At 33.7% G+C, this 26,150-nt stretch carries 23 protein-coding genes and 1 pseudogene; 9 read left to right on the top strand and 15 right to left on the bottom strand.

Annotated features, from left to right (window positions below):
• Positions 1 to 61 precede the first annotated feature (61 nt).
• From AAHH40_RS00730 to AAHH40_RS00705, 6 genes are all read right to left on the bottom strand, one after another.
• Positions 62 to 1,489, bottom strand: a complete 1,428-nt coding sequence (locus AAHH40_RS00730) for a hypothetical protein (RefSeq protein WP_342220216.1) — start codon at positions 1,487 to 1,489, stop codon at positions 62 to 64.
• Positions 1,490 to 1,511: 22 nt separating this feature from the next.
• A complete protein-coding gene (locus tag AAHH40_RS00725; protein WP_342220215.1) occupies positions 1,512 to 3,104 on the bottom strand; it encodes a hypothetical protein in 1,593 nt (530 codons plus the stop codon).
• Positions 3,105 to 3,240: 136 nt separating this feature from the next.
• Positions 3,241 to 6,324 (bottom strand): hypothetical protein, encoded by a 3,084-nt coding sequence (locus tag AAHH40_RS00720; RefSeq protein WP_342220214.1) that lies wholly within the window; start codon positions 6,322 to 6,324, stop codon positions 3,241 to 3,243.
• Between the two features lie 212 nt (positions 6,325 to 6,536).
• Entirely contained in the window at positions 6,537 to 8,153 is a 1,617-nt protein-coding gene (locus AAHH40_RS00715) for a hypothetical protein (protein WP_342220213.1), read from the bottom strand.
• Between the two features lie 30 nt (positions 8,154 to 8,183).
• The gene (locus AAHH40_RS00710; protein WP_342220212.1) at positions 8,184 to 10,265 is read right to left on the bottom strand and encodes a hypothetical protein; all 2,082 of its coding nucleotides are present in this window, start codon (positions 10,263 to 10,265) and stop codon (positions 8,184 to 8,186) included.
• A gap of 102 nt (positions 10,266 to 10,367) precedes the next feature.
• The gene (locus tag AAHH40_RS00705; RefSeq protein ID WP_342220211.1) at positions 10,368 to 11,189 is read right to left on the bottom strand and encodes a PhzF family phenazine biosynthesis protein; all 822 of its coding nucleotides are present in this window, start codon (positions 11,187 to 11,189) and stop codon (positions 10,368 to 10,370) included.
• A gap of 14 nt (positions 11,190 to 11,203) precedes the next feature.
• Here AAHH40_RS00705 and AAHH40_RS00700 point away from each other — a divergent pair, with 14 nt between their 5' ends.
• Positions 11,204 to 11,764 (top strand): phospholipase D family protein, encoded by a 561-nt coding sequence (locus tag AAHH40_RS00700; RefSeq protein ID WP_342220210.1) that lies wholly within the window; start codon positions 11,204 to 11,206, stop codon positions 11,762 to 11,764.
• Between the two features lie 49 nt (positions 11,765 to 11,813).
• On the opposite strand, the gene AAHH40_RS00695 is transcribed toward AAHH40_RS00700, so the two are convergent.
• Together AAHH40_RS00695 and AAHH40_RS00690 are read right to left on the bottom strand one after the other, a co-directional pair.
• Positions 11,814 to 12,233, bottom strand: a complete 420-nt coding sequence (locus AAHH40_RS00695; RefSeq protein WP_342220209.1) for a response regulator — start codon at positions 12,231 to 12,233, stop codon at positions 11,814 to 11,816.
• A 148-nt stretch (positions 12,234 to 12,381) separates the two neighbouring features.
• Positions 12,382 to 13,095 (bottom strand): hypothetical protein, encoded by a 714-nt coding sequence (locus AAHH40_RS00690; protein WP_342220208.1) that lies wholly within the window; start codon positions 13,093 to 13,095, stop codon positions 12,382 to 12,384.
• A gap of 225 nt (positions 13,096 to 13,320) precedes the next feature.
• Between AAHH40_RS00690 and AAHH40_RS00685 the strand changes: the two genes are divergently transcribed.
• The 4 genes from AAHH40_RS00685 (at position 13,321) to AAHH40_RS00670 (ending at position 16,993) form a co-directional block, all read left to right on the top strand.
• Positions 13,321 to 13,689: a LuxR C-terminal-related transcriptional regulator gene (locus AAHH40_RS00685; RefSeq protein ID WP_342220207.1), complete on the top strand. Its 369-nt coding sequence runs from the start codon at positions 13,321 to 13,323 to the stop codon at positions 13,687 to 13,689.
• A 265-nt stretch (positions 13,690 to 13,954) separates the two neighbouring features.
• Positions 13,955 to 14,713, top strand: coding sequence for an iron-containing redox enzyme family protein (locus AAHH40_RS00680; RefSeq protein WP_342220206.1), 759 nt, complete (start codon positions 13,955 to 13,957; stop codon positions 14,711 to 14,713).
• Positions 14,667 to 15,980, top strand: coding sequence for a HAMP domain-containing sensor histidine kinase (locus AAHH40_RS00675; protein WP_342220205.1), 1,314 nt, complete (start codon positions 14,667 to 14,669; stop codon positions 15,978 to 15,980). The genes AAHH40_RS00680 and AAHH40_RS00675 overlap by 47 nt, the downstream gene beginning before the upstream one ends.
• A gap of 17 nt (positions 15,981 to 15,997) precedes the next feature.
• On the top strand, positions 15,998 to 16,993 hold the full coding sequence (locus tag AAHH40_RS00670) for a hypothetical protein (protein WP_342220204.1): 996 nt from the start codon (positions 15,998 to 16,000) through the stop codon (positions 16,991 to 16,993).
• A 37-nt stretch (positions 16,994 to 17,030) separates the two neighbouring features.
• On the opposite strand, the gene AAHH40_RS00665 is transcribed toward AAHH40_RS00670, so the two are convergent.
• Positions 17,031 to 19,055 carry an ATP-binding protein gene (locus AAHH40_RS00665; protein ID WP_342220203.1) on the bottom strand — a complete coding sequence of 675 codons (2,025 nt, stop codon included), beginning with the start codon at positions 19,053 to 19,055 and terminating at the stop codon, positions 17,031 to 17,033.
• Positions 19,056 to 19,334: 279 nt separating this feature from the next.
• Here AAHH40_RS00665 and AAHH40_RS00660 point away from each other — a divergent pair, with 279 nt between their 5' ends.
• Positions 19,335 to 20,753, top strand: coding sequence for an FAD-dependent oxidoreductase (locus tag AAHH40_RS00660; RefSeq protein ID WP_342220202.1), 1,419 nt, complete (start codon positions 19,335 to 19,337; stop codon positions 20,751 to 20,753).
• A gap of 228 nt (positions 20,754 to 20,981) precedes the next feature.
• Here the strand turns inward: AAHH40_RS00660 and AAHH40_RS00655 are convergent, their stop codons facing one another.
• Entirely contained in the window at positions 20,982 to 21,590 is a 609-nt protein-coding gene (locus tag AAHH40_RS00655; RefSeq protein WP_342220201.1) for a response regulator, read from the bottom strand.
• A gap of 221 nt (positions 21,591 to 21,811) precedes the next feature.
• Here AAHH40_RS00655 and AAHH40_RS00650 point away from each other — a divergent pair, with 221 nt between their 5' ends.
• Positions 21,812 to 22,267 carry a helix-turn-helix transcriptional regulator gene (locus AAHH40_RS00650; protein ID WP_342220200.1) on the top strand — a complete coding sequence of 152 codons (456 nt, stop codon included), beginning with the start codon at positions 21,812 to 21,814 and terminating at the stop codon, positions 22,265 to 22,267.
• On the opposite strand, the gene AAHH40_RS00645 is transcribed toward AAHH40_RS00650, so the two are convergent.
• The 4 genes from AAHH40_RS00645 to AAHH40_RS00630 all read right to left on the bottom strand — a co-directional run bounded on the left by AAHH40_RS00645 (position 22,255) and on the right by AAHH40_RS00630 (position 23,633).
• A complete protein-coding gene (locus AAHH40_RS00645; protein ID WP_342220199.1) occupies positions 22,255 to 22,656 on the bottom strand; it encodes a helix-turn-helix transcriptional regulator in 402 nt (133 codons plus the stop codon). The genes AAHH40_RS00650 and AAHH40_RS00645 overlap by 13 nt on opposite strands.
• A gap of 83 nt (positions 22,657 to 22,739) precedes the next feature.
• Entirely contained in the window at positions 22,740 to 22,907 is a 168-nt protein-coding gene (locus AAHH40_RS00640; protein WP_342220198.1) for a hypothetical protein, read from the bottom strand.
• A 35-nt stretch (positions 22,908 to 22,942) separates the two neighbouring features.
• The gene (locus AAHH40_RS00635) at positions 22,943 to 23,299 is read right to left on the bottom strand and encodes a hypothetical protein (RefSeq protein WP_342220197.1); all 357 of its coding nucleotides are present in this window, start codon (positions 23,297 to 23,299) and stop codon (positions 22,943 to 22,945) included.
• Entirely contained in the window at positions 23,292 to 23,633 is a 342-nt protein-coding gene (locus AAHH40_RS00630) for a hypothetical protein (protein WP_342220196.1), read from the bottom strand. Before AAHH40_RS00630 ends, AAHH40_RS00635 begins: the two co-directional genes overlap by 8 nt.
• Positions 23,634 to 23,821: 188 nt before the next feature.
• Between AAHH40_RS00630 and AAHH40_RS00625 the strand changes: the two genes are divergently transcribed.
• The gene (locus AAHH40_RS00625) at positions 23,822 to 23,992 is read left to right on the top strand and encodes a plasmid partition protein ParG (protein ID WP_342220195.1); all 171 of its coding nucleotides are present in this window, start codon (positions 23,822 to 23,824) and stop codon (positions 23,990 to 23,992) included.
• Between the two features lie 128 nt (positions 23,993 to 24,120).
• On the top strand, positions 24,121 to 25,080 hold the full coding sequence (locus AAHH40_RS00620; RefSeq protein WP_342220194.1) for an Rpn family recombination-promoting nuclease/putative transposase: 960 nt from the start codon (positions 24,121 to 24,123) through the stop codon (positions 25,078 to 25,080).
• A gap of 706 nt (positions 25,081 to 25,786) precedes the next feature.
• Here the strand turns inward: AAHH40_RS00620 and AAHH40_RS00615 are convergent.
• Positions 25,787 to 26,086: pseudogene (locus AAHH40_RS00615) on the bottom strand (transposase); the annotation flags it as partial.
• Positions 26,087 to 26,150: the final 64 nt, after the last annotated feature.

Here is a 26,150-nt window from a genome sequence, read left to right as displayed (position 1 = left end):
ATTAAAATGCTTATTTTCAGAACCTACAAGATTTCGATTATTCCATTTTCAATCAAAGCAATTAAAATACAGGTGTGTAACGTTGTAAACGTCTGAAGCGCTGCTCATCCTTTTGTTGTATGTTATTTTCTTCCAGTATGAAGTCATTAGGTGGATTGTGAATCAGTTTTGAGCGGACTTGTGAGTGAATGCATATATCCACGTTAGCTTTAGTCTCTTCTCGCTCTATACGAGTTTGCGTAAAATTAGTTTCTGTTCCTTGTTCCAACTCGGGCATATTTCCATTAACCTCTTGCTCCATTTTTTGAACTTTTTGCCTTGTTGTCCGTTTTGGCAAATAATCCCATAATAACTGTAATTTTTTTTCTATTATCTCTTGCGATTCTTCAGCTAACTCTTGAAATTGTTGCAATAGTTCTGTCTGTATCTTTCCTAGCTCTTCATTTCCAAATGACTTATCGGGATGAAATAACACAATACTTTTTTTTAACAAATGAATCAGCTCAGTTTGTAGAATTCTTGTCTGCCGAATCGCGTCTTTACAGCTCAATTTCCTCTTTCTCACCGCAACAATCAGCTTTACACCATTATTTAAATGCATATCGACTAATGTCTTTAATTTAGAGAGGCAAGATTCCAGTAAGTTTTTAATATTAAGAAATTGCTCAGGTGATTGCCCTTCCAATAGTGACTGTATCACCTGTTGTTTCATCCTCACCCAGTCTTTTATCGAGTGTATGGAATAGCTAATTTCTTTTCCGGCGAAAACATCAACCAATGTGCCACTGTTAATGGTTTCGTCATTATCCCTAGCTGGATTAAAAATATTTTCATGCCAAGTATACAAATAAGAAAATAAAATCATTCTAAGTCTTTCAGATTCCTTTTCTAATTGACTGTGTAGGCTATCTTTGTCTACTTCAGTGGATAATTGACTTAATTTTTTCTTCACCAACTTTGAGAAAAGCTGCCAATGTTTTCTAGCAAAAACACTTCGCAAATGACCTAAATTATTTTTTATCGTTAAGTTTCCAGCACGTTTTTCAAAGTAATTTTCAAACTGTATTCGATTTTTATTTAATCGATGTAGCATCTCTATGCCCAGATATTGTTCAAATACCAAGTCTATAGGTTCGTTCGTACCATATCGATCTTTTTTACAAACTTTATGTAAAGACAAGCAGCGGTGATAGTAAGACCATAGCTTGATCTTACTATGAATAGATGTAAATAAACCTAAGAGCCAGCGTTTCCAGAAAGGCTGTTGCCAGTAGGCGATAATCTCTGCTTGTAGCTCATCTGGAGATAAGCCAAATAGTCGTATATTCTTCAGGCTACTTTTATCTCGCTGCCATAAAGGATTATCAACAGTGAGCGGCTGATCCACGCTAATAAAATCTACCCATCTTGGCCCCCACCACCAAGATATTCTTTCAAAAGGTTTTTTAGCTAATCCATTTCCTATGTCTGCCAATAACCTATTTAGCATTCCCTGCTATCCTCCATTTTTTTCAACGCCTAGGATAAAATCTCGTACTAGGACCTGGTTCATTTAACTGTGATTCCTCAGAATCTGTATTCGCTGCCCTTTGTGCTGTCACTCTACCCTTTTCATCAAGAGGATTGGCTTGTTGCGCTACCAATTCTTTAATAGTATTCATAGCTTTCATTAATAAATCTATATGATCTGGTAAGCCATGATGTAGTTTTGATCCATGATCCCAACCCAAGTCTGCCTTCTTTGAAATAGCTATTATTTCATTCAGCATACTTTGTGCATTGGATATCGACTCGACAGTAACCTTTCCCTCTGCATCATGAAACAAAATAAGACACTTAAATAATCGCCAATAAATGTCTATAAACTCCTGATCTCTTTGTTTAGAAGGGCGCGATAATAGCGCCACTGTTTTAAGTAGATTAAGCAGCATCTCATAACCATCTAAATGACCCCAGGCTCTTTGTCTTAAAATTCCAGCATAGTCTATAAGAGAACTTTCCATATTTTTCATTAGCTCTCTGGAGTCTGGATAATCCTGTAAGTTCTGCTTTATCTTATTTCCAAAGGTCTCATGATAAATAATATGATTGAGGATTATTAGTTTAAAATCTCTGCTTTTTTCAAAGATCTGAATTAAAAAGGGTTTTTCGCCACCTGGCTGTTCCAATAAATTAGCTCCTGCTTCTATCAAACATTCCACCGTAAAGGTGTCATTTCGTGCCAATGCATTTTCTAATAACCAATGACCTACCGTTCTTGTCCCCTCTTCTACTAGTTGATTTAAATCATATTTAGCTAAAGGCCAACGCCCTTCGAAATATTGTTCTTGATCGAGATACAATAATTTTCGGGCATACTTTTTAACGATAGCACGTGATTCACGATCAGTAGGCTCTCTTAATAGCACCTTTTTAATCCAATAGTTCTTATCTAATAACTGATTTAATGCCCGAAATCCTCTCGCAGTGATCTCAGTATTACCTAAATTCAAAACGTAAATTTCAGCGTACTGTAATGCATCACAAAGATGTAAGAAATCCTCTTCTTGCTCTTCATTGGGTAACAATTCTAAAGTCAAGCTATCAAACCTAGGTGGCTTAGTTAAAAACCTCATCCATGCCCATCGATGAAATTCGGCATTCGTTATAATCAAAGCATTCGTTATAGTTAGCTTCGCTGGATTATCTTCCAACACTCCAAATCGTGCCAGAAATTCAAGTATAAAATACGCACTGAGTGGATAATAATTTTCATCTTGTAAAATACTCACATTATCTAACGCAATAACACTCCATTTAGGTGAAAAGCTAAAGATTTTATCCATGAATATGCGAACGGGCTTTATGTCTGAAGAAAAGTTTTGAACCCCTAGGTCAAAAGCAACATTATCTAAATAAAATTTATAATCCAGTTTAGAGGAAGGCCTAGCTGGTTTATTTAAATTTAAATATTGAATAAAATAGGATAGCAACTCTATCGTTACTATTTCATTAGTTAATGTAAAATGACCTGTTTCTAGAAAGCTGTCCAAAACGGTATCAAAGGACGAGTTTGGTTTATCTTGATGATCATAATGTTTGGTCTTAGTGGTAGCCCTGAGCATAAATCACTCCTTTTATTGTAGTTGTTTCCAATTCTTTTCTTATTTTTACAAGGATAATTTATATTTTAGATATTTCATAGGTGGGTCGTAAAAAATTAATTATTTTATTTTAAATCTAAAATATTCTAAATTTGTTCTATCTAGCTAAAAACCATGCATTAGAAATATTTTCTTGGATAGGATCATTATAATTAACAACTTCATTTTGTTTATATGTAGAAAATAACCCATTTTGGTGTAACAAATAACTACAGTATCGATAGTAGCCTTTAGAGTTTTGTATTTTTTCTTGAAACACACTTAAAACTTTGTCGCTTAAAACAGTATATTGCCCTGCTTGAACTAAAGCTTTCAAATCCTTATTTTCTTTATTTTGATAAAAATCAGAAAATTCATTGAATAATTTGATTTTTACCGACTCTTTGATTTTAACCCAAATCACTCCAACTCCTTGTTGTTTGATTTGCTGCATCAAATGAGTAAATTTTATAAATTCCTCTGTATTAATGGGGCTTGCTAATGACGATAAATACTCCAAAGCGGCTTCCTTAACAATAATACGAAGCTTAAGTGCGGCTGTTTTATTTGTCATAAAACGAATTTCACAATCCGGATGGACACCTTGTAATTTTTCAATCAACTTATTGAAAGTACCTGAAGGGCAAATAGGATCATCTTCCCCTCCTAGATATTCTCCCTTTTCAGATAAATTACCGCCACATTGCATCTCATAAAGTCCTTCAATCAGTTGTTTTTCAGCATCTTGTAAAATTCCAGATCGATTTTTCTCATCCAACACAGCTAAATAAGTTGCGGCTAATAGCTGCCTCAAACTCACTCCTGAAGTTTTATCAGTAAATATATAATCCTTAGCCGTGATTCTTACGATACAACGCTTAGCGGCTCTATTTTTTTCAGAATTTTCGGACAAACCTTGAATAAAATTATTTAATCTCCCTATCGTATGATCTAAATTAGAATCTTGGAGTTGAGAGCCGTAATGTGACCATAATTGCGTGGCAGATTCAGAGGCAGACTGATGGACGCTCGTTGTATGAGTGCTTTGTTTATCATTTATAGAGGATAAATTATTAACATTAGCATCTTGATTTTCCTGGCGAAATCTTTGAAATACTCCAGTTAAAAGATCTAAGCTTAGATGTAAAAATAATGTTCCCACTATTTCGTCCATCAATATATTGCCGTATTCAACCAATAGTGAAAAGCTTGTCTGATTCTCTATCTCAGCAGCTTGAAAATCTTCTAAACTAGTTGCAACATCATTTGACTCCGAATGTAACCAAATTGTCTCAAATTTTCCTTGGTTAAGCACCTGTATGTCCCCCACATCTATATTTAGTTCTAGGATTAAAGTTTGGGTCACAGCAAGAGTCAGAAGCAACTTAACTATGTTTGGTTTTGGAGGAGATAAAATAACTTCAAAATTTTGTTGCGTGAGTAGCCCTACGCCTTCGATAAATATAATAGACACTCCAATATACATGGGCTCTGGATATGCAAGAACAGCTTCTAAGTTTTGCTGATTGAGGATTCCTACTACTTGCATAAGACCCAGCATCACGCAAACTGCTTTCGGCTCTGGGTGGGAGAGAACACTTGCCAAATTTTCTTGGGTGAGTATCTCCGCTTTTTGAAGGGAATTAAGAGATAGTATAATATAGTTTGGGTTTTTGCGTTGTCTAATATATTCAAAGTTTTCTTGAGTAAGCATCCCTGCTTCTTGAATAAACTTCAGTATCATTCCGATACTTCTGATATTTTCATCTTGGCATGATAGAACATGTTCAAAATTTTCTTGGGTGAGAATTCCGGTTTTATAGAGAGAACTAAGCGACAGCCCAATATCTGATGGGTTTTGACTCGACAGAATACTTTCGAAATTTTGCTGAGTCAGTAACCCCGCTTCTTGAATTAATTTCTGAATGCGGTTGACTGCTTCTAACTCTGGGTGTGATACAACACCTTCAAAATTTTCTTGAGTGAGCATCCCTGCTTCTTGGAGAAAATTAAGTGATTCTTTAATATATATTGGTTTTTCGTGCAATCGGACCCCTTCAAAACTTTCTTGGGTGAGGATCCCTGATTTTTGGAGAAAACTAAATGATACTGCAATATACACTGGCTCTTTGTGCGACAAAACATGTTCAAGGTTTTCTTGAGTGAGTATCTCTGCTTTTTGGAGAAAATTAAGGGCGTATGTAATAATCATTAACTCTTGTTGCGACAAAATAAAAATATGTTCAACATTTTTTTGAATCAGTATCCCCGCTAGATGGAAAAGCTGAAACGCCCATTCAATATCTGATAGCTCTTTGCATAGCAAAACACTTTCGAAGTTGTCTTGAGTGAGAATCCCTGTTTCTTGGATAAGTTTCAAAATGCGACTGATACTTTTTAGATCAGGGTGTGATCGAACATGTTCAAAATTCTTGTGCGTAAGCATTTCCACTTTATGAAGAGAACTAAGCAACTGTTCAATATCAGTTACATCTTGGCACAGAACACTTTCAAAGTTTTGTTGAGTAAGTATCCCGGCTTTTTGAAGAAGACTAAGCACTGCTTTAATACACATTGGTTCTTTATGCAATCTGAGGCTTTCAAAGTTTTCTTGGGTAAGCATCCCTGTTTCTCGGAGATAACTAAGGGAGAATGCAATAGATATTGGCTCTCGGTGGCATAAAACATGTTCAAAATTTTCTTGCGTAGGAATCCCTGCTTCTTGAAGATATACAAGAGATAATGCAATAGGCGTTATTTCTTGTTCCGATAGAACGCGTTCGAAATTTTCCTTAGTAAGGATCCCTGCTCCTTGGAGATAATCAAGGGATAATTTAATAGGCCCTAATTCTTGGTGCGACAAAGCCTGTTCGAAGCTTTCTTGAGTGAATATTCCCGCTTCTTGAAGAGTATTAAGCATTAGATTAACTATTTCTAGTTCTAGATGCGATAGAACAATTTTTAAGTTTTGTTGATTAATAATCCCTATTTTATGCAATAATATTAATGTTTCACTAAGTGCCATCGGCTTTGGATGCAATCGGAGTGCTTGAATAAACTCCTCAGTAAATATCTCTTTATCATTAAAAATCCATGCAATCTCTCTTAAGCCCGGATGTGTCGGTTCCAGCTTGAAGTTGCCTTCAGTCAATATTTCCTTTGTTTCCGACAGATCACTTTCTAAATCAACTGAATCTTGCATAAGTTACTCCTTTTGTTGTAGTTGTTTCCAATTCTTTTCTTATCTTTACAAGGATAATTTATATTTAAATTATTTGATAGATCGATCTTAAAAAATTAATTATTTTTTAAGAAAAATAAGCTTCGTCCTGAATCTGTATTTTATCTATTGTTACAGAAATATAGATTTTGCTAGGACTATCTACGATAATAAAGTTTATCGGATTTAAAGTCCTAAAATGACGGGCGGTTTATCGGTTTTTCCGTTGAATCTGATAAGGATATTGCCTCTTCATTTACGTGATTATCATCAGAATTCTTGCCTTTTTCTATTCCTTGCTCAAGTTTAGCTTTTAGATGAGTGCGTATCTTAGCTTCGATTTCTTCTAATTTTGAGTTTGTTTCCAGCTTGTCTTGTTCCAAGTCAGCCCGTATCTCCGCTTTATCTTGCTCCCATTGGTCATATAGCTTCTCTCGAAATCTTTCAATTTCTTCCGTACGTTTTTTATCAAGCTCTTTGAATGATTGTTCCAATTCATTTATGGATTGTCCTAATTCTTGGATACGTCGCGCGAGATCAGACCAATCTCGGAGTGCCTGCTGTCTTTGAAGCTCTTGCTGAGAATGATGATAAAGTTCTTCGATCTGCAGATGATAATTTTTTAAGCTATCCAAGTAATATCGGCTTCGTTCTAAGTAAGATTGACTATATCGAGTTATCATCTCCCACATCTCTTGAGAATGCGTTAAATTCCTCATATGATCCGGGTGAAATAGCAGCATTCCTCCTTGTAATAACGGTTTTAATCGACGTTGTAAGTCATCCAAATATTTTATGAAATCGTCATAAGCTTCATGCCTACCTTGAATGTTTGACATCTTGGTTTCGCAGCATCCCAAATGCAGCTCAGTAATCGTTTTAATATCGTTCAGACTTGTTTGTAGTAGCTCTTCCACTTTCTGTAGAGAACCATCTTTGAGCAGTAACTTTAAATGCTCTCTTTGAGCTTGTATCCATTTTTTAGCCCCATCCAACGAACCAAGTCCAGCTTGAGTTACTATTCTATGGGCAGGTGTAAATGAAGAAGAAATTGTTTGAGGCCTCGTATAGTTAGCTACCCTACGTTCTTGGTTCTTATTTATCGCTCTATCATTAACAACATCTATTCCTACCTCAGAACGACGGCTAGAAAAGGCATTAAAATGCCATAGTTGATAATAATGAAACATAAGCATCTCGACTTCCTGATATTCTTTTTCTGCTTCTTGCTTTAGGGCTAATCGTTCTTCTCCTTTCTCTATCTGTTTTAAATGTTTATTTAACTTCGTAAAAAATGTTTTCTTCAAACGTTGCATATAACGTTTTACTTCTTCTGAAAAGTGTTTTTCTATCCATTTTGGATTACGACATCGTTTTTCTAAGTAAGTTTCAAACTTTACATTGGATTGATGCAATACCAAGGTCAAGCCTTCTAATATAGGCCTTCCCTCACTCGCAATAACTAAGCTTTGTTCAGATCTCAGCTTATCCTGACTTATCTCTTGATAAGCTAAGCAACGTTGGTAGTAATTCCATACGTCGATCTTTTTGTTCATACCAAAAGAAGCAAACCAACGTCGCCAACGAGGCTTTTTCCAATAACGATCTATTTTTCGGCCCAACTCTTCTGGACTTAAATCAAATAAACGTAACAGTCGAAGCTCATCTTTAGTGCGTTTCCACAAGGGGTAATACTTTGTTAATGGAGGTTGGATAGTCATATGGACTATCCAACGTCTCGACCACCAACGACGAATAAAAGGCTTATTGGAGAGATACTCATCCATTTGATTAAATAAGTGACTCAACATATCCTCCTAAGCATCACCCACCTCCTTTAACTAAGGTTTAAACCAGCGGCAGCTAGCATTACTACTGTCCTGCGTCTGAGTATCCGATGTTGATGTCTGTTGCTGTGATGCAAGCAGATCCATTATTTTATTCATTCTTTCAGCCATCTCGGATTTGTTTTGTTCAAACTCAGCTCGTATTTCTGCTCTGTCTTTTTCTCCTTTAGCTTCATATTTAGCTGTTAAATCAATCAAATCTTGAGCATGTTTTACATCCGTCTCTCTTTTGTCTTGTTTCATCACTTCTATGGTTCCTTGCAAGCTTTGCACCTTTTTTTCCAGTTTGCTTTTTTCTTCTTCTAATTTAAACTGTTTTTGATAAACTTCAGTAAAACCTAACAGTTGATCAAGCTCAGTACATAAGGCTTGATTAAATTTAAAATCTCTAAAGTGTTGCCTTTTGGCTCTTTCTGCTTCGCCATGTAAGCAACGAATAACCTGTGTAAATTCTGTCAACGCAGTATCACTAACCGGATAGTCTGTTGTTCCAGCCTGTGCCGCTTGGACAATAAGACGGAAGTCTTTTTCCCAATTTTCTTTTTTTGCATCAAGCCCGATGCCACGAAATATTTTTAGTAGAAACGGTAATTGATCCAAGTCCAATAATTTCATTAAGAAATCATCTAATTTTTGTTTTATTGACCCAAGCTTATTACTAATTTCCTTATGTGACGTATAAAAACGCCATATCAAAGGTACAAAAAACTTTAAATCCTTTTTGACATGGCTTAATATCACTTTTTTACAAACATTGTCTTTGCTAGAAAAAAGCCTTTCGACCAAACTGGGTTCCCCAGGTAATCGTTCTAATAAGTCCGCTCCCGCCGATAAAAGCAGTTCAACATTTTTTGGATTTTTTAATTGAAAAGCTTTTTCTAATAAATGCGCGCCTAGCGTTCGATTGTCTAAACGTTGACTCATGTCTAGCTCGATAGGCCAACTCTGCTGAAGGTAGTCTGGATATTTTTGAAGATCTTTCGGTAATCTGTTGATCAAATTTTCAGGTAATTTTTCGCTGGAGAGACGAGTAATGACTATTTTGTTATTGAAATTTAACAAAAGCTTAAGAGGAGGAGACTTAAGTTGCAAACCTAATTCAGCTAACTGATATAAATTATGGGCTGTCAATTGTTTTTCCTGAAAACGCTCTAAACTAGATTTTTCTGATCGTTCCTCCAGATGTTGTATTAATTTTCTATGTAATCGATTCAGATCTTCCAAGACCGGTGCGGATTTTAAAAGAATTTGATCTAGGCTATAGTTATTTTTTAACAACTCAAATAACTTCAAATAATCCTCTTCATTAAGTGTAGCATCACCTAAATCTAGTTGCCTTAAAGTACAATGATTAGCCAATGCTTCACATAGACGATTTAAAAGAACATTGGGGGCATTAAACGACGGCAAAAAGTTCTGTTCTTTCTGAATATCTTCTAATCTCAAGATTTCTAAATTAGATGTTTTCTTTAAAAGATCGACTAATGCGTCTTTATTAAATAAATCAACCCTTTTTAAACTTAACTCCTTAATTTGATCGACATAGGGAGAGAGTGTTTCATATAAATTAAATATAAATTGAAAATTCAATGGCTTACTCTCTTCTTTCCCTGAAATAGTAATACCTTCTAGCTTAATAATTTCCCACTTTGCCACGTCAAACAAATTTAATAATGTTTTTTCAATTGCTTCTACTGCATGTTTATAGTCTATTTTTTGAAAATGTTCTGCTCTTTCCAAATAATTCAGAATACGCAATGTTTTATCTTCAGAATTAAATTCAGGTCTCCCCTTAAGCGATGCAGGTAACTCTTGTTCGGCAAGTTCGCCCGATAAAACCGTATCTTCAGAACCCTTTGGCTCTATTAACTCTTCTATATGAAAAGGAACAAATTCAACATTATTTAAATGAATTTCATAAAAAGGGACGGTTCGACCTACTGGGATAGGGTATTTTGTAAGGTGAGAGTGTAAAGCTTGTAATTGTTTTAATGATAATGATGAATCTGAAATCTCAAATCGACCTGTATTAAAAAAAATGTTAAATGCAGAATTAAATAAATCGATAGGGGGCATATTAACTCCTGTTATTGTAGTTTTTTCTATTATTTTCGTATCCTTTAAAAGTATAATTTAAATTAAATATATTTAATAGATCAATTTTAAAAATTAATTTTTTTAAGAAAAATAAGCTTCGCCGTAAATTTGTATTTTATCAGTAGTTACGAAAACATAGATTTTACTAGGCCTACCTAAGTTAGCGCCCTGCTCTATTATAAAATTATTCTTTTTATTATCATTTTTTAAATTTAATATAAAAGCTAAAGCGGCAGCCGCAACACCGGTCGCAATATCCTCTTGATGGCTGAACAATGGGTTAAAATTACGCCCAACATAGTCAGCGTGAGGTTGTTCGGTATCATTTGAATATACATAAACCCCATTGACAGAGTATTTTTTGCACCATTGACTGATAAGTTCTAAATTAGGTGCCATATTAAATAAAATATTTCTATCGATAACAGGCATTAATAGCTTAGGGCTTCCTATAGATACTATAGCGCAGGATGAATGGGCGTTTATAGATGCTTTATCGATAACTAACAGTTTACTGATAATGTCTAGATCTATATTGTCATCTACAATTTTTCCATTATTTACGATAGACATTGAGATTAAATTATCATTACAGGCTATATCAAGATCGAGTTTTGTTTGATAAGATTTAATATTAAAAGATTTTCCGGAATCTGATTTAAAAAGATAATACGCTGCACCTAAAGCACCGTGGCAACAAAGAGGAAGCTCTCCTTTAGTAGCAAAAAATCGAAGCAAGTATTGATTTTTATCTGGAATGATAAAAACTGTTTCGGGAAGGTTGAAATCTGTAGCCATTGCTTGCATTTCATCTGTGCTAAGATGCGCAGCATTATCTACGATGGCACAGGGATTTCCGCCCTGATTATTTATTGAAAATACGTTAACAATTTTAACCTTCATAGAAAAATACCGTTATGCTAAAACGAGTTCTTTTAATTTGTATATTAAGTTCCTTGACGCTAATCCAGGGATGTGCCGGATCATCACACACCAATCTGATTAGCTTACCGACAAAATCTGTTTCTTGCCCTGTTATTCATTCATGCTTTACACCGGGCCAAGATTGTACCCACCAAATTACCGATCATATTGCAAAAGCTGAACATTCTATTCTTGTTCAAGCCTATCACTTCACCTCTAAGGCTATCGCCGACGCATTAATAGAAGCGAAAAATCGAGGCGTTAAAGTTAAAGTTCTATTAGATAAAAGCCAACGTAAACAAAAATATAGTTTGTTACATTACATCGCTGATACTGGAATTCCTGTCTGGATCGATTCCAAGCCTGCAATAGCTCACAATAAAGTAATGATTATTGATGAAAAAGAAGTCATTACTGGTTCTTTTAACTTTACGGATGCAGCGCAAAAACGAAATGCCGAGAATTTAGTATTCATCACCGATCCTAAGCTTGCAAAGGATTTTATAGAGAATTGGGAGAATAGAGAACATCAGTCTATTCCTTATTCTAAATAACATAAGTATGAGTAAAGGTTAGCTGATTTGGCCTGTTATTCCAGCTTAATTAAAAAGTAAATTCTGTATGTTTATTTCTATTTTGTAAGCTAGGATAAATAACTTTTTCTAAATTCTCCTTATATATAGGTTTCACAAGTACGGTATTCGCTCCAAAATGCAAACATCTCTGTTGATTTTTTTTATCCGCATGAGCAGATGTAACAATAATTAATGCATCTGAATTACGTGTGCATTTTCGAACAGCATCAATAACTACTTCGCCAGGAAGATCAGGTAGCCCTAAATCTAAAACTACAAGATTAAATATTTTATCTTGCAATCGACAAATTCCATCTTTCGCGTTTCCAACAATATCAATTGTATAGCCTAATTGAGATAACATAGTACCAATTACTTTCTGTTGTATTGGATCATCTTCAACAAGTAAAGCTTGATGATTTAATATTAGTTGTTTTTTTAACGACATATAAATTTCCTCGAAATAAAATTCTGGAAATATTATGTACAATGCATTAAAAAAAAACACTCCCTGAATAAAAGGATTAAAAATAATAATATGAGCTACTATTAATTAGTATCTATACTAAAAAATTGTAAAATTCATAGTTAAAACTTCATGATTTTAAATGATATAATTCATTCTTAACTTGCCTTCTAATCCAAATAATAGGAGCAACATTAAGTATTTTAACGCTATTCTTATTTTCTGTTTTCGATTTGCTAGCTTTCAAAACAAATAGTTCTTTTTTATCTGAAGGATATATTTTTCGAACTAAAATAGTATTTTCAATAGTCTGAATAATACAGGTCTTACGAAATAAAGTTTCTATATTGTTTAAATCATATTTAATTCCCGCAACATAATCACCGCGATTATAATAAGGCTGCATTAGATCATCTTCAATGATCGTATGGATAGCATTAGGATGATGAATATAAAATAAATTGATTTCTTTCTTTATTCTCTCATCCTCAGATTCTATAGATGGTTTTTTAGAAAGATCTTTTTCATGATTTAAATGCTGATATGAATACATCAAAGTGGGAGTTTCTCCAATTCCATGTAACAACCATTCAATTGTGCAATTAAGAATACCTTCCTCTTGAAATATCTCTTGTAGAGCATATGCCCCTTTCATACTCAGTCCTCCATATCTGGCATATTCCCAATTAAGCAAAGTTCCTTCACCAATGATCGGGTGACGTAAGCAGAATTTTTTGCGCTTTAATCCCAATAAGGTTTCCCGAAGATAACGAACTCTTTCTCCGCGAGCCTCCTTATAGTTGTTAGAGTCTAATTTAGAAGTATCAGTGGATTTTTTAGTCACAGTGAATAACTCATAAGAAATTACCTACACAAAATATGGCTTATATCTGATATATTTTATGCAAAATTTGCATAACAATTATGTTTCAGATTGCATACTAAATTATGCAATTTCTATTTGCAAAGGATAAATACTTTGCTATAGAAAACATCCCTAATTTAATGGATAGAACTAAACGTATTTTATATCACTTATTCTATCAAAATAATTCAAAAGGAATAGCAAATGACAAAAATCCCATCAAGAAAAAACACTGATTTTGTTATAAAAAAATTGTTAGTAAAGCTAGGCAATAAGAACCCTAATTATAAACAACTAAAACTTGCTGAATCTTTATTTTTAAAAACCAGCATAACTAAAGAATTAACCTTTAATTCTCAACTAACCAGTCGGGAGCTCTGCTGTTTGCTTTTAGCTTCTTTAGGGAAAAGAGTAAAAGAAACAGCAAATCTATTAGAAGTAATGCCCTCAACAGTTGAAACATGGCATAAAAACATTAAGTACAAACTAGAAAGTGAAACAATGGCACAGGCGGTCTATAAGGGAATAACTCACGGCTATCTCCGAGAATATTCAGGCCAGGACTTTCCTTAAGATAAAGGATATAAATATCCATTAAACTATTCAAAAAAACTGAGAGCAAAACTTTATATATTTAGGTTTTAATTTTGTCTGATATAGGATCATCTTTATATTAACAACCACTAAATTCATGGTAACATATCCACAAAAATCAGGATGGGAAATAAATTTATTTTATTTTATAATATTCCCAAATTAATCACATTTTTATTGAAAAACATTCAATTGTGCTTATGAGTATTTAATCCTGGTTATTAATATCTAATTAGGATTAACCATGAGCACTATAATAAAGAATAAAGCTGAATCTTCATGTATTGACCAAAATATCTTAGCAATCTCTGATTTACAAAATTTTCTAGTTAATTGGGATGAGGATTATCAAGCAAAACTATCAAACATAGATATATTTAATTATTCTTTAACTAAGCATTGGAGCAAAGAACAATGTCAATTTTTTGTAAAAGTTTTATATCATATACGTGGTCACTTCGATAGTTTCTTATGGTATATGGGAAATTTTGCACCAGATTATAAAACCAAACAAATGATCTTAAAAAATGTTCATGATGAGTTTGGTATGAATGGCTTATCTCATGAACAATTATATTTTCAATTTGCTCAAAGTTTTGATGTTGATTTAACTTACGAGTTATTAGAAGAAACTGCCTACTTGCATTTTGCAAGAGAATATATTAGGAACCAATTACTTTGGCTCAGAAGGAACGATTGGGACCATAGGCTAGCTGCATTTGCTGCCATAGAGCGACTAGATAATGTTGATTATCTAAATTTGCGCAACATTGCAGAAAGCATAGGCGCTACCGGAAAAGCGTTAACTTTTTTTAATGTGCATATAAAAGCGGATCATTTTGAAGGAATATTAATAGCAGCGTTTCAGGAACTTTGGCAAAAAAAACCACTTGTAGCACAAGAAGTGTTTAATTTTATCAGTGACTTTCAAACTTCCATGTGGAAGAACTTATCGGATGCGATTTTTAATTATAACAATAAAGAAACTAGGTTACCTAGCTAGAAAACTTAATGGATATATTAGTGTAAAAGTAGAAGATTTTGGTGCGCAATATGTGATTTTTGGTATATTTGGTCTTCTCAATTACCCTCTTTATTATATTATATGGAAATTTTTTTCCTCCCAATCCTATGAAAGCTTACCTTTACGGATAGTTGCAACTTTACTTTGCTTATTTTTAGTATTAAACAAATATTGGCCAAAAAAGCTGCAGCCATGGTTACCTACTTATTGGTATATAACATTATTGTTTTGCCTGCCTTTCTTTTTTTGTTTCATGCTATTGAAGAATCATGCCATTGATGTCTGGCTTATGAGCACCACTATCGTATTAGTATTACTTATGCTGCTGGTAGATTGGCTTAGCTTTATAATTTTGCTTACCTTAGGGGTTTTTCTTGCTTGGTTAAGCTATCATTTTACTTCAGCTATTCCTTTTAAAAATGATAATTTTGTTGGTTTAATGTCTCAATACTTGGGTTCCTTGGCTGTTGTATTGCTTTTTGCACGGAATAAAGAAAAATCAGGTAAAGAACGGTTAAATGCTATGTCTTCGGTAGCAACAAGCATTGCTCATGAATTACGTACTCCATTAGCCACACTTAATATAGGTGCAAAAAATATTAAAAAATATTTTCCTTATTTTTCCCAAGCCTATCTAATGGCCTCACAAGCCAAACTACCCGTAGAAACTATTAAAATGAGCACATTTAAGCTCATAGAAAAAACTTCTTCGGATATGGAATTAGAGACTGAAGCTGCGGCTCTATTTATTGACATGCTACTTATGAATGTAAGTCCTCAATTCAGTGTGGACTCATGCAAAACTTTTTCAATAGACAAATGTGTCACCGAAACTCTATCTCGATATCCCTTTTCGGAAGAAGAAAGAGAATTGATTCATTGGTCAGAAAATCGTGATTTTATAGTTAAAGGAGAATACTTGCTAATTACGCATATATTATTTAATTTATTACGAAATGCCTTATTTCATATTGCTAAAGCTAATAAAGGCCAAGTTTATATCTGGTTAGAGTCAAATAAAGAAAACACGCTTTGCTTCAAAGATACAGGAACGGGTATAGTTAAAGAGTTTATTGGACGTATATTTGACCGTTTTTATACTAAAACTCCTCATGGAACGGGTATTGGCCTTACATTTTGCAGGGCTGCTATGGAATCCTTAGGAGGAGAAATACTGTGTGAATCTATTGAAAATGAATACACTCTATTTACATTGAAATTCCCTAAAATTAATTCTAAACTTTAATTTCTATAATAATTACTATGAAAAAAAATAGATTAAATATTTGTTATTACCCTACAAGTCTTATATTGGTAGATGACAATAAAAAGTTTCTTCAATCGCTCCGGTTAGGATTAAGCGATTATTCATGTTATTTTTATGAAAATCCAAAAAACGCTTTAGATTTTCTAAATAATTCATACCAATATGAACCTTTTATTAATCGAAGTTTGTTATCTGAAGAAGATAGCTTTTTTGAACAACCGGTCGCCGGCTTAAACATCAAAAAAATTCACCATGAAATCTATAATTCAAATCGTTATGAGGAAATCTCTGTTTTACTCGCCGATTATTCCATGCCTTATATGAATGGGGCTGAATTTTGTAAAGAAATTAAATCTAAATATTTACGAAAAGTTATGTTAACTGGTGAAGCAAGTAATGAATTAGCCATAGTCGCTTTTAATGAAGGCATCATTAACAAATTTATTTTAAAATCTTCCATAGGATTTTTAAATGTCATCATGGATAATATTCAAGAACTACAAGAAAATTATTTTATCGCATTAACAGACATTTCATTGAGTAAAATTAATAAAAATAATGTGTTGTCTATCATTGAAGATCCTGTATTTATCGAATTATTCAATAAACTTTGTAGAAAACATCAGATTGTCGAATACTATCTCTTAGATGAACAAGGTAGCTACCTTTTACTTGATAAAAATAAAAAAATGAAATGGCTTATTGTAAAAAAAGAGTCTGAATTGCAGAGCCTAATCAACTTTGCTGCTTTTGAAGAAGCCCCAGAACCTGTTTTGAACGCTTTGCAAAACAGGGAAAAATTACCTTATTTTCATACTGAAGTTGAGCTTGCTGAACCACCTTCCGAATGGGAAAAATATTTATACCCGGCAGTAAAGCTACATGGCAAGGAATTATATTATTATTCTTTTATTGATGATTTAACCCCATTGAATATGGAAATGGAAAAAATCCTATCGTACAGTAAGTTTTTAGATAATCTTGTTATTTAAAGTAATCCTTTTGGAAGATGCATCCCTTTATTACTAGTCAGGTGCCTATAACCTTTCTGGCTACTTCTTTAGTTGCTTCTGCGATTTGAAGTAACTGCTGATAAAGTTCTTCAGCTTCTTCAGGCGCCTCTACTTTCAATGCAGTTATCATTTCTATGCATATTTGTTCTAAGCGATTTGCAGAGCAATAACTTGCTCCACCTTTCCATTTATGTGCTAACAATCGTATACCCTCCCAATCATTGTCCTGATGGTATTGTTTTAGATTAGGTATTTCTATTGTCAGACTACTTACTAGCAACGCCAACATTTCATGAAGCTTTTCTTCACTACCCAGGAATTCTAATGCCTTCTCTTTGTCTAAAAGAGACAAAGATTGCAATTGATTGGAGGATTTAGCCTGATGCTCTTTAAAAATAGAGGGTTGTGAAAGCGATAGAAACGCATTTAGGATTCCAGAAGCTTTCTCTGGTGTTAATGGTTTGATATAGATCGCATTCATCCCTTTTTCTAAACAACGTCGTTTATTTTCCTCATCTATATGTGCTGTTAATCCAACAATGGGAATCGATGAATTATTATTCCATTGTTTTGAACGAATAAGACGCGTTATATCACAACCATCTGCATCTGACAGGCCAATATCCATCAATATAAGGCTATAATGATTTTTCTCTATGAGAGTCAATGCGGTTTTCCCATCCGGTGCAATATCAATTTGGCAATTAAGATTTAAAAGAATACCCTGCGCGATTTTTGCCGCGATGGAATTGTCTTCCACCACTAACACATGCTCTCCGGTCGTCACAACATTCTCTTGTAACGCAGGTATCATGGCCACTTTTTTGTCGATTAAGTAAGTATCACTTTCAAACGATTGTATTTCTCCTATCGCATTCCCATCTTTTGTTGATAATGACTCTTCTAAAGGAATTAAACAAATAAAAGTTGCTCCTTTTCCTACATCACTCTCAATATGAATTTCACCACCTAAGTCTTCGATAAATTGTTTAACCACTGAAAGACCTAAGCCTGTTCCTGGATAAATTCCTCGATAGGCAGGAACTAGACGCGTAAAGCGCGTATAGACTTCGGTTTGTTTATCGCGAGGAATACCCATACCTGTATCTCTAACGCAAAGCTCAATAATTAATTGTCCTGTATGCGTTTTGTTTTTTATTAAACGTGCACTGACTTTAATCTCGCCTTTATCAGTATACTTTAACGCATTCGTCACCAACTCTAGAACAATGCGTTGAAATCGTAGAGAATCACCCAACAAATAAGCTGGAATGCTTTTATCATAATCCAAATATAAATTGATGTGCTTTATGTCGGCTTGCGGCTTGTTTAATCGTACGATCTGTTCCAACTCTTTATGCAAGTCAAACCTTTGCTTCAAGATCGGAATTTCACCTGTTGCTACCTTAATGCTTTCTAATATTTTATTCATAAATTCCAATAAAGCATCACTAGATTGAGCTAGGTCTGTAGCATATTCAGCTACTTTTTTTGGATTGTTTGATTCCATTTGAATCAAATGCGCACAGCCCACAATTCCCGATAAGGGTGTCCGGATGTCATGGCGCATGTTTTCGAGAAACTCTGTTTTTGCTTGATTGGCTACTTCGGCTTTTTCTTTAGCTAATTTTAAAGCTTCTTCTGATTTTTTTCTTTCAGTAATGTCACTATAAACACCTATAACACCGATAACTTCATTATTTTTATTAAAAACGGGTACTTTATTAGTTAATAGATAACCTTTTCTACCATCAGGAAAGGTTTGCTCCTCTTCGATATTAAGCTTAGGAATGCGAGACTCCATTACTTCTTTATCATCCTTACGATAGATATCACTATCTTTTTTCCTTACAGGAAGATCATAATCGGTTTTTCCTATCACCGCTTCCGAAGAAGATAGGCCAAGACCATGCGCAAAAAGATCGTTACATCCTAAATACTTTCCTTCATTATCCTTCCAAAAAACATGGACAGGCAATTGTTTTAATAATTCAAGAACAAACGCACTATCAAACCCATCTTTTTTTTGGTTAAAATTCATAAAAAACTTCCAAGAAAACCAAATCAATCCGCGCAGAAAATATACATTAAAGATAAGGCTATGGCTAGTACTTAGTCATCTTACTGGATGATCAGGTGTTTAAGCTTTATGCAAAGTATTATTGAATTTATATAACCAATATACCTAGAAAAGGTAATGCTTATTCTTTCATTTTTATTTTATTTCATCAATTGGTTTATACTAATAGGTGTTGCAGAGTTATATCTAATAACCCCATATAAATAATGCTAACCATTTTATAAAAAATAAATATTTAAAATGAATAATATAAAAAAAAACAAAATTGCCATTATAGGATCAGGGTGGTACGGAGTACATATTGCTTTGGTTTTAAAAAGCAAATGCCCGACATGCAAAATAACGCTGTTCGAAAAAAATCCTGACATATTTAGTGAAATTTCAGGAAAGTTTGGCATCAGAATACACAGTGGCCTTCACTATCCTCGATCCGAGGAAACAAGAATAGCTTGTCGCAAAGGCTTTCATCAGTTTTTCAATTATTATCCTGAATTGATCACACCGCATATGTATTCAGTTTATGGTGTGGGAATTATAGATGCAAATGGAGATCCATCTAAAATAGATAAGGAAAAATTTGCCTCTATCTGTAAAGAGCTTGAAATTTATAGCGAGATCCTACCAGCTGACTGGGGATACGATAATTTAAGTTTTGCAGTTAATGTTGAAGAGCCAAGTCTAATATTAGGTGAACCTTTACGTAATTTTTTTAGTGCCGCCTTAACCAATGCGGGAGTAGAATTGTTGTGCAATTTTCATGTTACAAGAGTTGAAAAACGTCTTAACAATCAGCTTGTTGTGAGAGGTAAGCAGGGCGAAATGCGTAAGAAGAAATCTTTCATTTTTAATCATGTTATTAACACAACAAGCTATCAAGCATTGATACCTGATCCTAAAGGATTGCCTTTAAAAATGGAAATTGTCTATCAACCTTGTCTAGCGCTAATATACGAACATACTGAAAAACCTCTTCCCAAGTTCCCTTTTTCATTTATCGTAATGGATGGATGGTTCCCATGTTTAATGCCTTATGATGATCGTATAAATAAAAATCAAGTTTTTTCAAAATATATAATGACTCATGGAAAATGGACAATTATGGGTTCTTATAAAACTGCTAAGGAAGCTAAAAATTGTCTTTCTTCTGTTAACGATGAATTTATTTCTCAGCAGGTTGTGCCCAATTGCGAAAAAGAGATGGAAAGATTTTGGCCGACATTCAAACAAAAATTCACCTATACAACATGGATCGGGGCTGTTTTAGCTAAGATTAAGACGGAACGAGAGTTTCGCAGTGCCGTTACTTTTAAAAATAGAGAAAATGGGATGATTTACGTCATTCCAGGTAAAGTAAGTAATATCTTTGATGCCGGAAACGAAGTATTGTCACTCGTTGGGCTAAATCAAAAAAAAGTAATTAAGGAAGGTAATTATTGTTATGTTGAAGGCGGGACACTTTTTACAGCGAAACATGAAATTACTGAAAAACCAAAAAATATTTTACAAAATACTTGTGAGTTGCAGCCTTATGGAAAAATCGAGAGTGAGCCGGTTAAAAAAGCCAAATCACTTCGTTTCTGGAAATCATCCGTGCACAAACATCCTATTTCTAGACCAATAGCACCTAAAAATATGAAGTTGGGAGGAAATAATAGCTAAAAAACGAAATAAATAATGTCGCATCTTATACTCATTAATTTTTCTTGATTTTTCTTTATACCTATTAATTTTCAATTTATAGCTTTAAAAGGAAAGCAATTCATTAGTAGCATATGATCATATATAATGCTTTGCTATAAATATCTTTTATATATTTCCTGCTCTACAAGTGTACGTAAAAAATGATAAATTTAATGACATTTAGCTCTTTTTACGCTAAAAATAATATTATACTTCACTAACTTCTTCTTGCTTCTCATAAAATCTCAGCCATACATGGTATTCTTCAATTATTTTTAGCGCTTCACGAAAAAAAGCCATAAGTTTTTCAACATAATCAATGGCAGCTAATTCACATTTTTTTCCATCTAATTCACGCCATCTTTCTCCTAACGAAATTAATTGAAAATTAAATCTCCTTTCATACGTCGAAATTAAAAAGCAATCCTGAATTGCGTTTTCTAGGTCCTCAGCTAAACAAGCTTTCTCCAAAACGGCATCTGCGCCCAGATTGCGATATTTCTCGACATCATTATTTATATGTGCGCTCCATACTATTAAAGGAGTTGCTAAATTAAGTTGATATTGACGAGCAGCTTCAATGACGTCTGTACCGGGTCTATCCGGCAAACCAATATCAACTATAATCAAGTCATAGGTTTTACTCTGAATTTTTTCTATAGCTGAATTTGCATTGGTAACACTATCAACCCTGTATCCTAAATTTGATAAAAAAAAATTCATAATTTTTTGATTAATTGCATCGTCCTCTACAAGCAAAGCCAATTTAATCACGCTTACTTCTTCTTTTTTTCTCGCCCAAATTTTTATTCCCATAAAAATTCCTTTCTAGTTATTAAAAAAAGGATTATGGATAATTAATTTATAAAAATATCTACCCCCTAAGGTAAGGGTTTTTAATAAAAAAAATTTTACTTTATAAGTATTTAACTTATATAGGATGAATTTTATTTTTAAAATAATCTTAAAAACATCACCCTAAAGGGGTAGAGCATTCAACAATTTTTTTATGCATTATGAACATAATATTTTTTAATATGTTCATTAAAATGTATAAATTAGATGATGTAGATCAATATGTAGATTATCTACTTAAGCCGAAAAAGAAATGCTACCAAGAATTAGCCAAAGATTATTTGGCCTATTTTGGAAATCAAAAACCAACTAATAATCAAATGGTTGTTGCTAAAAACTTGATCATCGATTTATTAACTCGCCAAACCTTAACCTTTGATGAAAAATTATCTACACAAGAAATGAAATGCCTTTATCTGGCTTTTAAGGGTAAAACCGTGGCCCATACGTCCCAAATATTTTCACTTAATCCAGATACAGTAAAATACTACAGAAAGCAGGGGATGAAAAAACTTAATTGCCATAATATGATCCAGGCTGCCTTCATCTGTGGGTCAGGAAACTTTCATGCTCATTTGTATGAAAATTTAATTGATATACATATCAATCTATATCATAAAAAAGATCATTCGAAATAATATCGCTTCTTTATTAACTCATACCTTAAAGCTTTTGCAATCGCCTCCTTAGTATTTTTACAAACCATTTTTTTTAAAATATTACGTATATGTATCTTGACGGTTTGTGCTGAAATATTCATTAATAAAGCTATTTCATTGGTATTTTTTCCATGTATAAGATTTAATAAGCATTCTTTTTCCCGCTCCGTCAATTTGTTATTAAATTTAACCGTGCGCTTTAACCAATGTGAATCAATTAAGGATTGCATCATATCAAGCTGCTCGATGCTGGGTCGCCTATTTCCAAAATAATTTAAGTAATTTTTAGCGGCTGCCCTTTGATAATTACTCTCGTCTTCATTTAATTTGCTCTCAAATAAAAAACTCTTTAAGCTGCGTTTAACCATTGTCGGTGCTCCGATGATGTGCCAGACAGCGATGGAGTGTTTGCGTACTCTTATCGCTGTCCCCTTAACAGGGTCTAGCGGGTTTAATGTAATAATTTATGAAAAACTGCTCCTAATCCTGTAAAAATTAAAGCCAAACAAATTCCCCCTAGAATCAATGAATTCTTCACTTTATAGAGTCCTATTTCTATTTCATTCAATTTCTTGATCAGTTGAATTTCACTGTCTCGGTTTGGTGAAGTTAAGTTCATATTTTCATTCCTCAGGTTAATTTTAGGATTAAGGTTCATAAGTCTCGGCGAGCTACCTTCTCTACTTCTTTTAAGGCAAGCAAGTAGGTTTTATAATGCCTATGTAAGATTTTTTTACGTTTAAGTAAGTCAATGATAATCCCTTCTAAAAAGAAAAATTTTTCAGAATAACTGGATGGTAATTCTTTAAGCGAATCTTTAAGTGTAACCAAATAAGTATCGCCTTTGTTTAACAAGCAGCGGCCATGACAAGCTTTCGTTTCTATACTAAATAAAATTTCGGTGAGTTTATTTTTCAGATCGTATAAATCTCGAACTAAATCATCTATTTGGAATAGATAATCACTGGCATATTTTTTTATATCAGGATATTGACTGATTAGTTTAGACATGAGCCACCTCCTCTTTAATTGATTCGGTGGTGCCATGGTATTTATGAATAAGGCTTTCGTACTGTCGAGTTTCTAAGAATAATTTGAATAAGGTGCGATAAAAGTCTTTGAGATGTTTTTTATTCCATTGATAAAATTCTTCTCGATCTGACAGTGGAACATACTTTCTAGGCTGGGTTATTTCTTTATCAAGCTCTAAAACTAATTTGCTGAGCTGGGAAACAAATTGCTGCTCGAGGGATTGAACTTGCTCGCCCATTTTGCAAGCTCTTAAGTTAAGGTTATTCAAAGATTGCTCTACGCGAGCGAAATGATCTACTATGACGTTAGCCATGATTTACTCTCCAGTAGTAGGTTGTGGTTAGCTAGTAGCTGGGACTCAGAATCTCAGTTACTAGCGCTTTCTTTCAATACAATAAATACTTTATTACAAAATTATAAAATTGTAAATATATGTTTTTAGAATTTTATATTAAATTTTGTTATAATTTTGCCATAATTAATATTTGGACAGAAATGTAGATGAAAACAGTTGACCAAAAAAATCGTAAATTGGCTAGAGTAGCTTGTGAATTACCCGAGGAAATGGCTAATGCTTTTAAGGCCAAAGTTGCTTCTGAGGGCTTAAAAATTCGTGATGTTATGGTTACACTAATTTCTGAATATTTAAAAAAGGGAAATAAAAAATCCTGATATCTATTTTATAGATTAACAATTTATGGATTGATTCAACTAATTAATTGAATAGATAATTTATTATCTTTTTAGATGTTGAAAAGTTAAAATCATACGTCCGGTAATTACGATAAGGAAGAATAACAATGTCTGAAAAGAAACAACGAGCAAACCACGACTCAGCTTGGAAAGATATTTTAGATGCTTATTTTAAAGAGTTTATGGAGTTTTTCTATCCAGAAATCGCACAGAAAATTGATTGGATAGCTGAATATGAAACACTTGATAAGGAACTTCAGACTATCACAACTGATGCTACAGTTGGTAAGCGCTTTGTTGATAAATTATTTAAGGTCAAAACATTACAAGGACAAGAAGAAGTCATATTAATACATGTCGAAATTCAAGGAAAAAAAGAGGATGAATTCTCTTTACGTTTATTCCAGTATTATTACCGACTTTTTGAAAAACGTGGTCATGCTATTTTAACCCTTGCAATCCTCACAGACGGGAATAATAATTGGCATCCTAAAAGTTATCAAAAACAAGTTCTAGACCTTCCTATACTTAGTTTTAATTTTCAAACTAACAAACTACTTGATTATCAAACTAGTAAAAAAGAGTTAGAAGAAACAATCAATCCTTTTGGGATCGTAGTTTTGGTCCAATTGGCAGCTATAGAGACTAAAGGAAACCCCCAAAGTCGCTATGAGATGAAGTCTAAAATCACTCGACTTTTATTGAAAAAAGGATATAAAAAAGATTATATACTTAATCTATTCAAGGTAATTGATTGGGGTCTTGTTTTGCCTCCTGACCTAAAAATTCAGTATAATAACGAGATAGAACAGTTAAAAGGGGAAAAAGGTATGAGTTATGTACTAAGTGCTGTCCGTGAAGAGGTCGAGAAAAATCATCAAGCATGGCTACAACAAGGCCTAGAACAAGGTCTAAAAAAAGGTCTTGAAGAAGGCGAGCACCGCAAAGCTATTGCTATTGCAGCTATTGCCAAACAGCTTCTAGCTGAAGGCAGATCTCCAGGAGCTGTTCAAAAATTAACCGGCTTGCCTGAAAAAGAAGTCATGGATTTAGTTGAGGCACACTAAACCTTATAGATTATGAGCTACATAACTAGTTGAAAAATTAGCCATAGAGGAAGGCCTAAAACAGGGCCGAAGAGAAGAAGATTTTGTTATTGCTAAAAAAATGTTAGCTAAAAGGCTTAACCCTGAACTTATCAAGGAAATAACAAACCTATCGGATCAAGACTTACTCGTTTTAGAGGATTAATAATTCTCTTTAACCGTTAATTATTAACCCATCTTCTTCTCAATATTCAACAGTTGGATATTATGACTTTAGCCCTAGTTAAAACAAGAATGTTCTTAGAACAGGACTTAAAAAAAGGTCTTGAAGAGGTGGGTACCGTAGGCTATTGCTCTAGAAGATTTACCTTCTGAGAAAATTAAAAGTATTACTGGCTGTTCTATAAAAGACCTTTACCCTTCTATCAAATATCATTAATCCTCCTATAACTGCAGAAACCCATGCGGGACTTTTGCGGGATAGAACTATTCTCTTATGTGCATTTATATGACAATTGTAATGGGCGCCATATATTAAAACATTCTTTTTTCAAAGACTTACAATCTAAGCGCTTAATTCGTAATCAGTAGGTCGGACGTTCGATTCGTCTCGTTGGCACCAATTAAATCAAGGAGTTATCTCCTAACTCTCTCAAATAAAATTTTTATGTGTCGAATATGTGTCGAAGTTTGGGGTCTTTGGGTCTTTCCCATTTAAGGGGGCAAATTAAACACATAGAACTTTAACTCTTAAGCGGTAGTTTTCAAAATTTTTAAATCCATAAGCGCGACGTTGAATCAATTTCATTTTACGATGAAACCCTTCTGTTATTCCATTACTTTTACTAAATCGCCACATTCGCACGACTTCATCACGCCAGTGGTACAGTGTTTTTCCTAGCGTCATTAAAGAATGAAAAGGACTTTGTTTAAGTTCCTTTATCATTTTTAAAAATAAGGGGATAATTCGTTGGCAGCGTTTAGCTGTCATGGTTTTCTTCATCAATACTCGACTAAGTCTGACCTTTGGCTGGGTTGGTGGCTGCAGGTGAAGTCGCCGAGCCACCTTATCCTCATCTAAAAAGCATTCC

The sequence above is a fragment of the Rickettsiella endosymbiont of Miltochrista miniata genome (assembly GCF_964031245.1).
Classification (GTDB): Bacteria; Pseudomonadota; Gammaproteobacteria; order Diplorickettsiales; family Diplorickettsiaceae; genus Aquirickettsiella.
This window is presented reverse-complemented; position numbering and strand designations above follow the sequence as displayed.

What these genes read in the sequence shown, in the direction of transcription:
- AAHH40_RS00730 (WP_342220216.1), bottom strand. Translation starts at nt 1,489, where the DNA reads ATGCTAAATAGGTTATTGGCAGACATAGGAAATGGATTAGCTAAAAAA.
- AAHH40_RS00725 (WP_342220215.1), bottom strand. Translation starts at nt 3,104, where the DNA reads ATGCTCAGGGCTACCACTAAGACCAAACATTATGATCATCAAGATAAA.
- AAHH40_RS00720 (WP_342220214.1), bottom strand. Translation starts at nt 6,324, where the DNA reads ATGCAAGATTCAGTTGATTTAGAAAGTGATCTGTCGGAAACAAAGGAA.
- AAHH40_RS00715 (WP_342220213.1), bottom strand. Translation starts at nt 8,153, where the DNA reads ATGTTGAGTCACTTATTTAATCAAATGGATGAGTATCTCTCCAATAAG.
- AAHH40_RS00710 (WP_342220212.1), bottom strand. Translation starts at nt 10,265, where the DNA reads ATGCCCCCTATCGATTTATTTAATTCTGCATTTAACATTTTTTTTAAT.
- AAHH40_RS00705 (WP_342220211.1), bottom strand. Translation starts at nt 11,189, where the DNA reads ATGAAGGTTAAAATTGTTAACGTATTTTCAATAAATAATCAGGGCGGA.
- AAHH40_RS00700 (WP_342220210.1), top strand. Translation starts at nt 11,204, where the DNA reads ATGCTAAAACGAGTTCTTTTAATTTGTATATTAAGTTCCTTGACGCTA.
- AAHH40_RS00695 (WP_342220209.1), bottom strand. Translation starts at nt 12,233, where the DNA reads ATGTCGTTAAAAAAACAACTAATATTAAATCATCAAGCTTTACTTGTT.
- AAHH40_RS00685 (WP_342220207.1), top strand. Translation starts at nt 13,321, where the DNA reads ATGACAAAAATCCCATCAAGAAAAAACACTGATTTTGTTATAAAAAAA.
- AAHH40_RS00680 (WP_342220206.1), top strand. Translation starts at nt 13,955, where the DNA reads ATGAGCACTATAATAAAGAATAAAGCTGAATCTTCATGTATTGACCAA.
- AAHH40_RS00675 (WP_342220205.1), top strand. Translation starts at nt 14,667, where the DNA reads ATGCGATTTTTAATTATAACAATAAAGAAACTAGGTTACCTAGCTAGA.
- AAHH40_RS00670 (WP_342220204.1), top strand. Translation starts at nt 15,998, where the DNA reads ATGAAAAAAAATAGATTAAATATTTGTTATTACCCTACAAGTCTTATA.
- AAHH40_RS00665 (WP_342220203.1), bottom strand. Translation starts at nt 19,055, where the DNA reads ATGAATTTTAACCAAAAAAAAGATGGGTTTGATAGTGCGTTTGTTCTT.
- AAHH40_RS00660 (WP_342220202.1), top strand. Translation starts at nt 19,335, where the DNA reads ATGAATAATATAAAAAAAAACAAAATTGCCATTATAGGATCAGGGTGG.
- AAHH40_RS00655 (WP_342220201.1), bottom strand. Translation starts at nt 21,590, where the DNA reads ATGGGAATAAAAATTTGGGCGAGAAAAAAAGAAGAAGTAAGCGTGATT.
- AAHH40_RS00650 (WP_342220200.1), top strand. Translation starts at nt 21,812, where the DNA reads ATGTTCATTAAAATGTATAAATTAGATGATGTAGATCAATATGTAGAT.
- AAHH40_RS00645 (WP_342220199.1), bottom strand. Translation starts at nt 22,656, where the DNA reads ATGGTTAAACGCAGCTTAAAGAGTTTTTTATTTGAGAGCAAATTAAAT.
- AAHH40_RS00640 (WP_342220198.1), bottom strand. Translation starts at nt 22,907, where the DNA reads ATGAACTTAACTTCACCAAACCGAGACAGTGAAATTCAACTGATCAAG.
- AAHH40_RS00635 (WP_342220197.1), bottom strand. Translation starts at nt 23,299, where the DNA reads ATGTCTAAACTAATCAGTCAATATCCTGATATAAAAAAATATGCCAGT.
- AAHH40_RS00630 (WP_342220196.1), bottom strand. Translation starts at nt 23,633, where the DNA reads ATGGCTAACGTCATAGTAGATCATTTCGCTCGCGTAGAGCAATCTTTG.
- AAHH40_RS00625 (WP_342220195.1), top strand. Translation starts at nt 23,822, where the DNA reads ATGAAAACAGTTGACCAAAAAAATCGTAAATTGGCTAGAGTAGCTTGT.
- AAHH40_RS00620 (WP_342220194.1), top strand. Translation starts at nt 24,121, where the DNA reads ATGTCTGAAAAGAAACAACGAGCAAACCACGACTCAGCTTGGAAAGAT.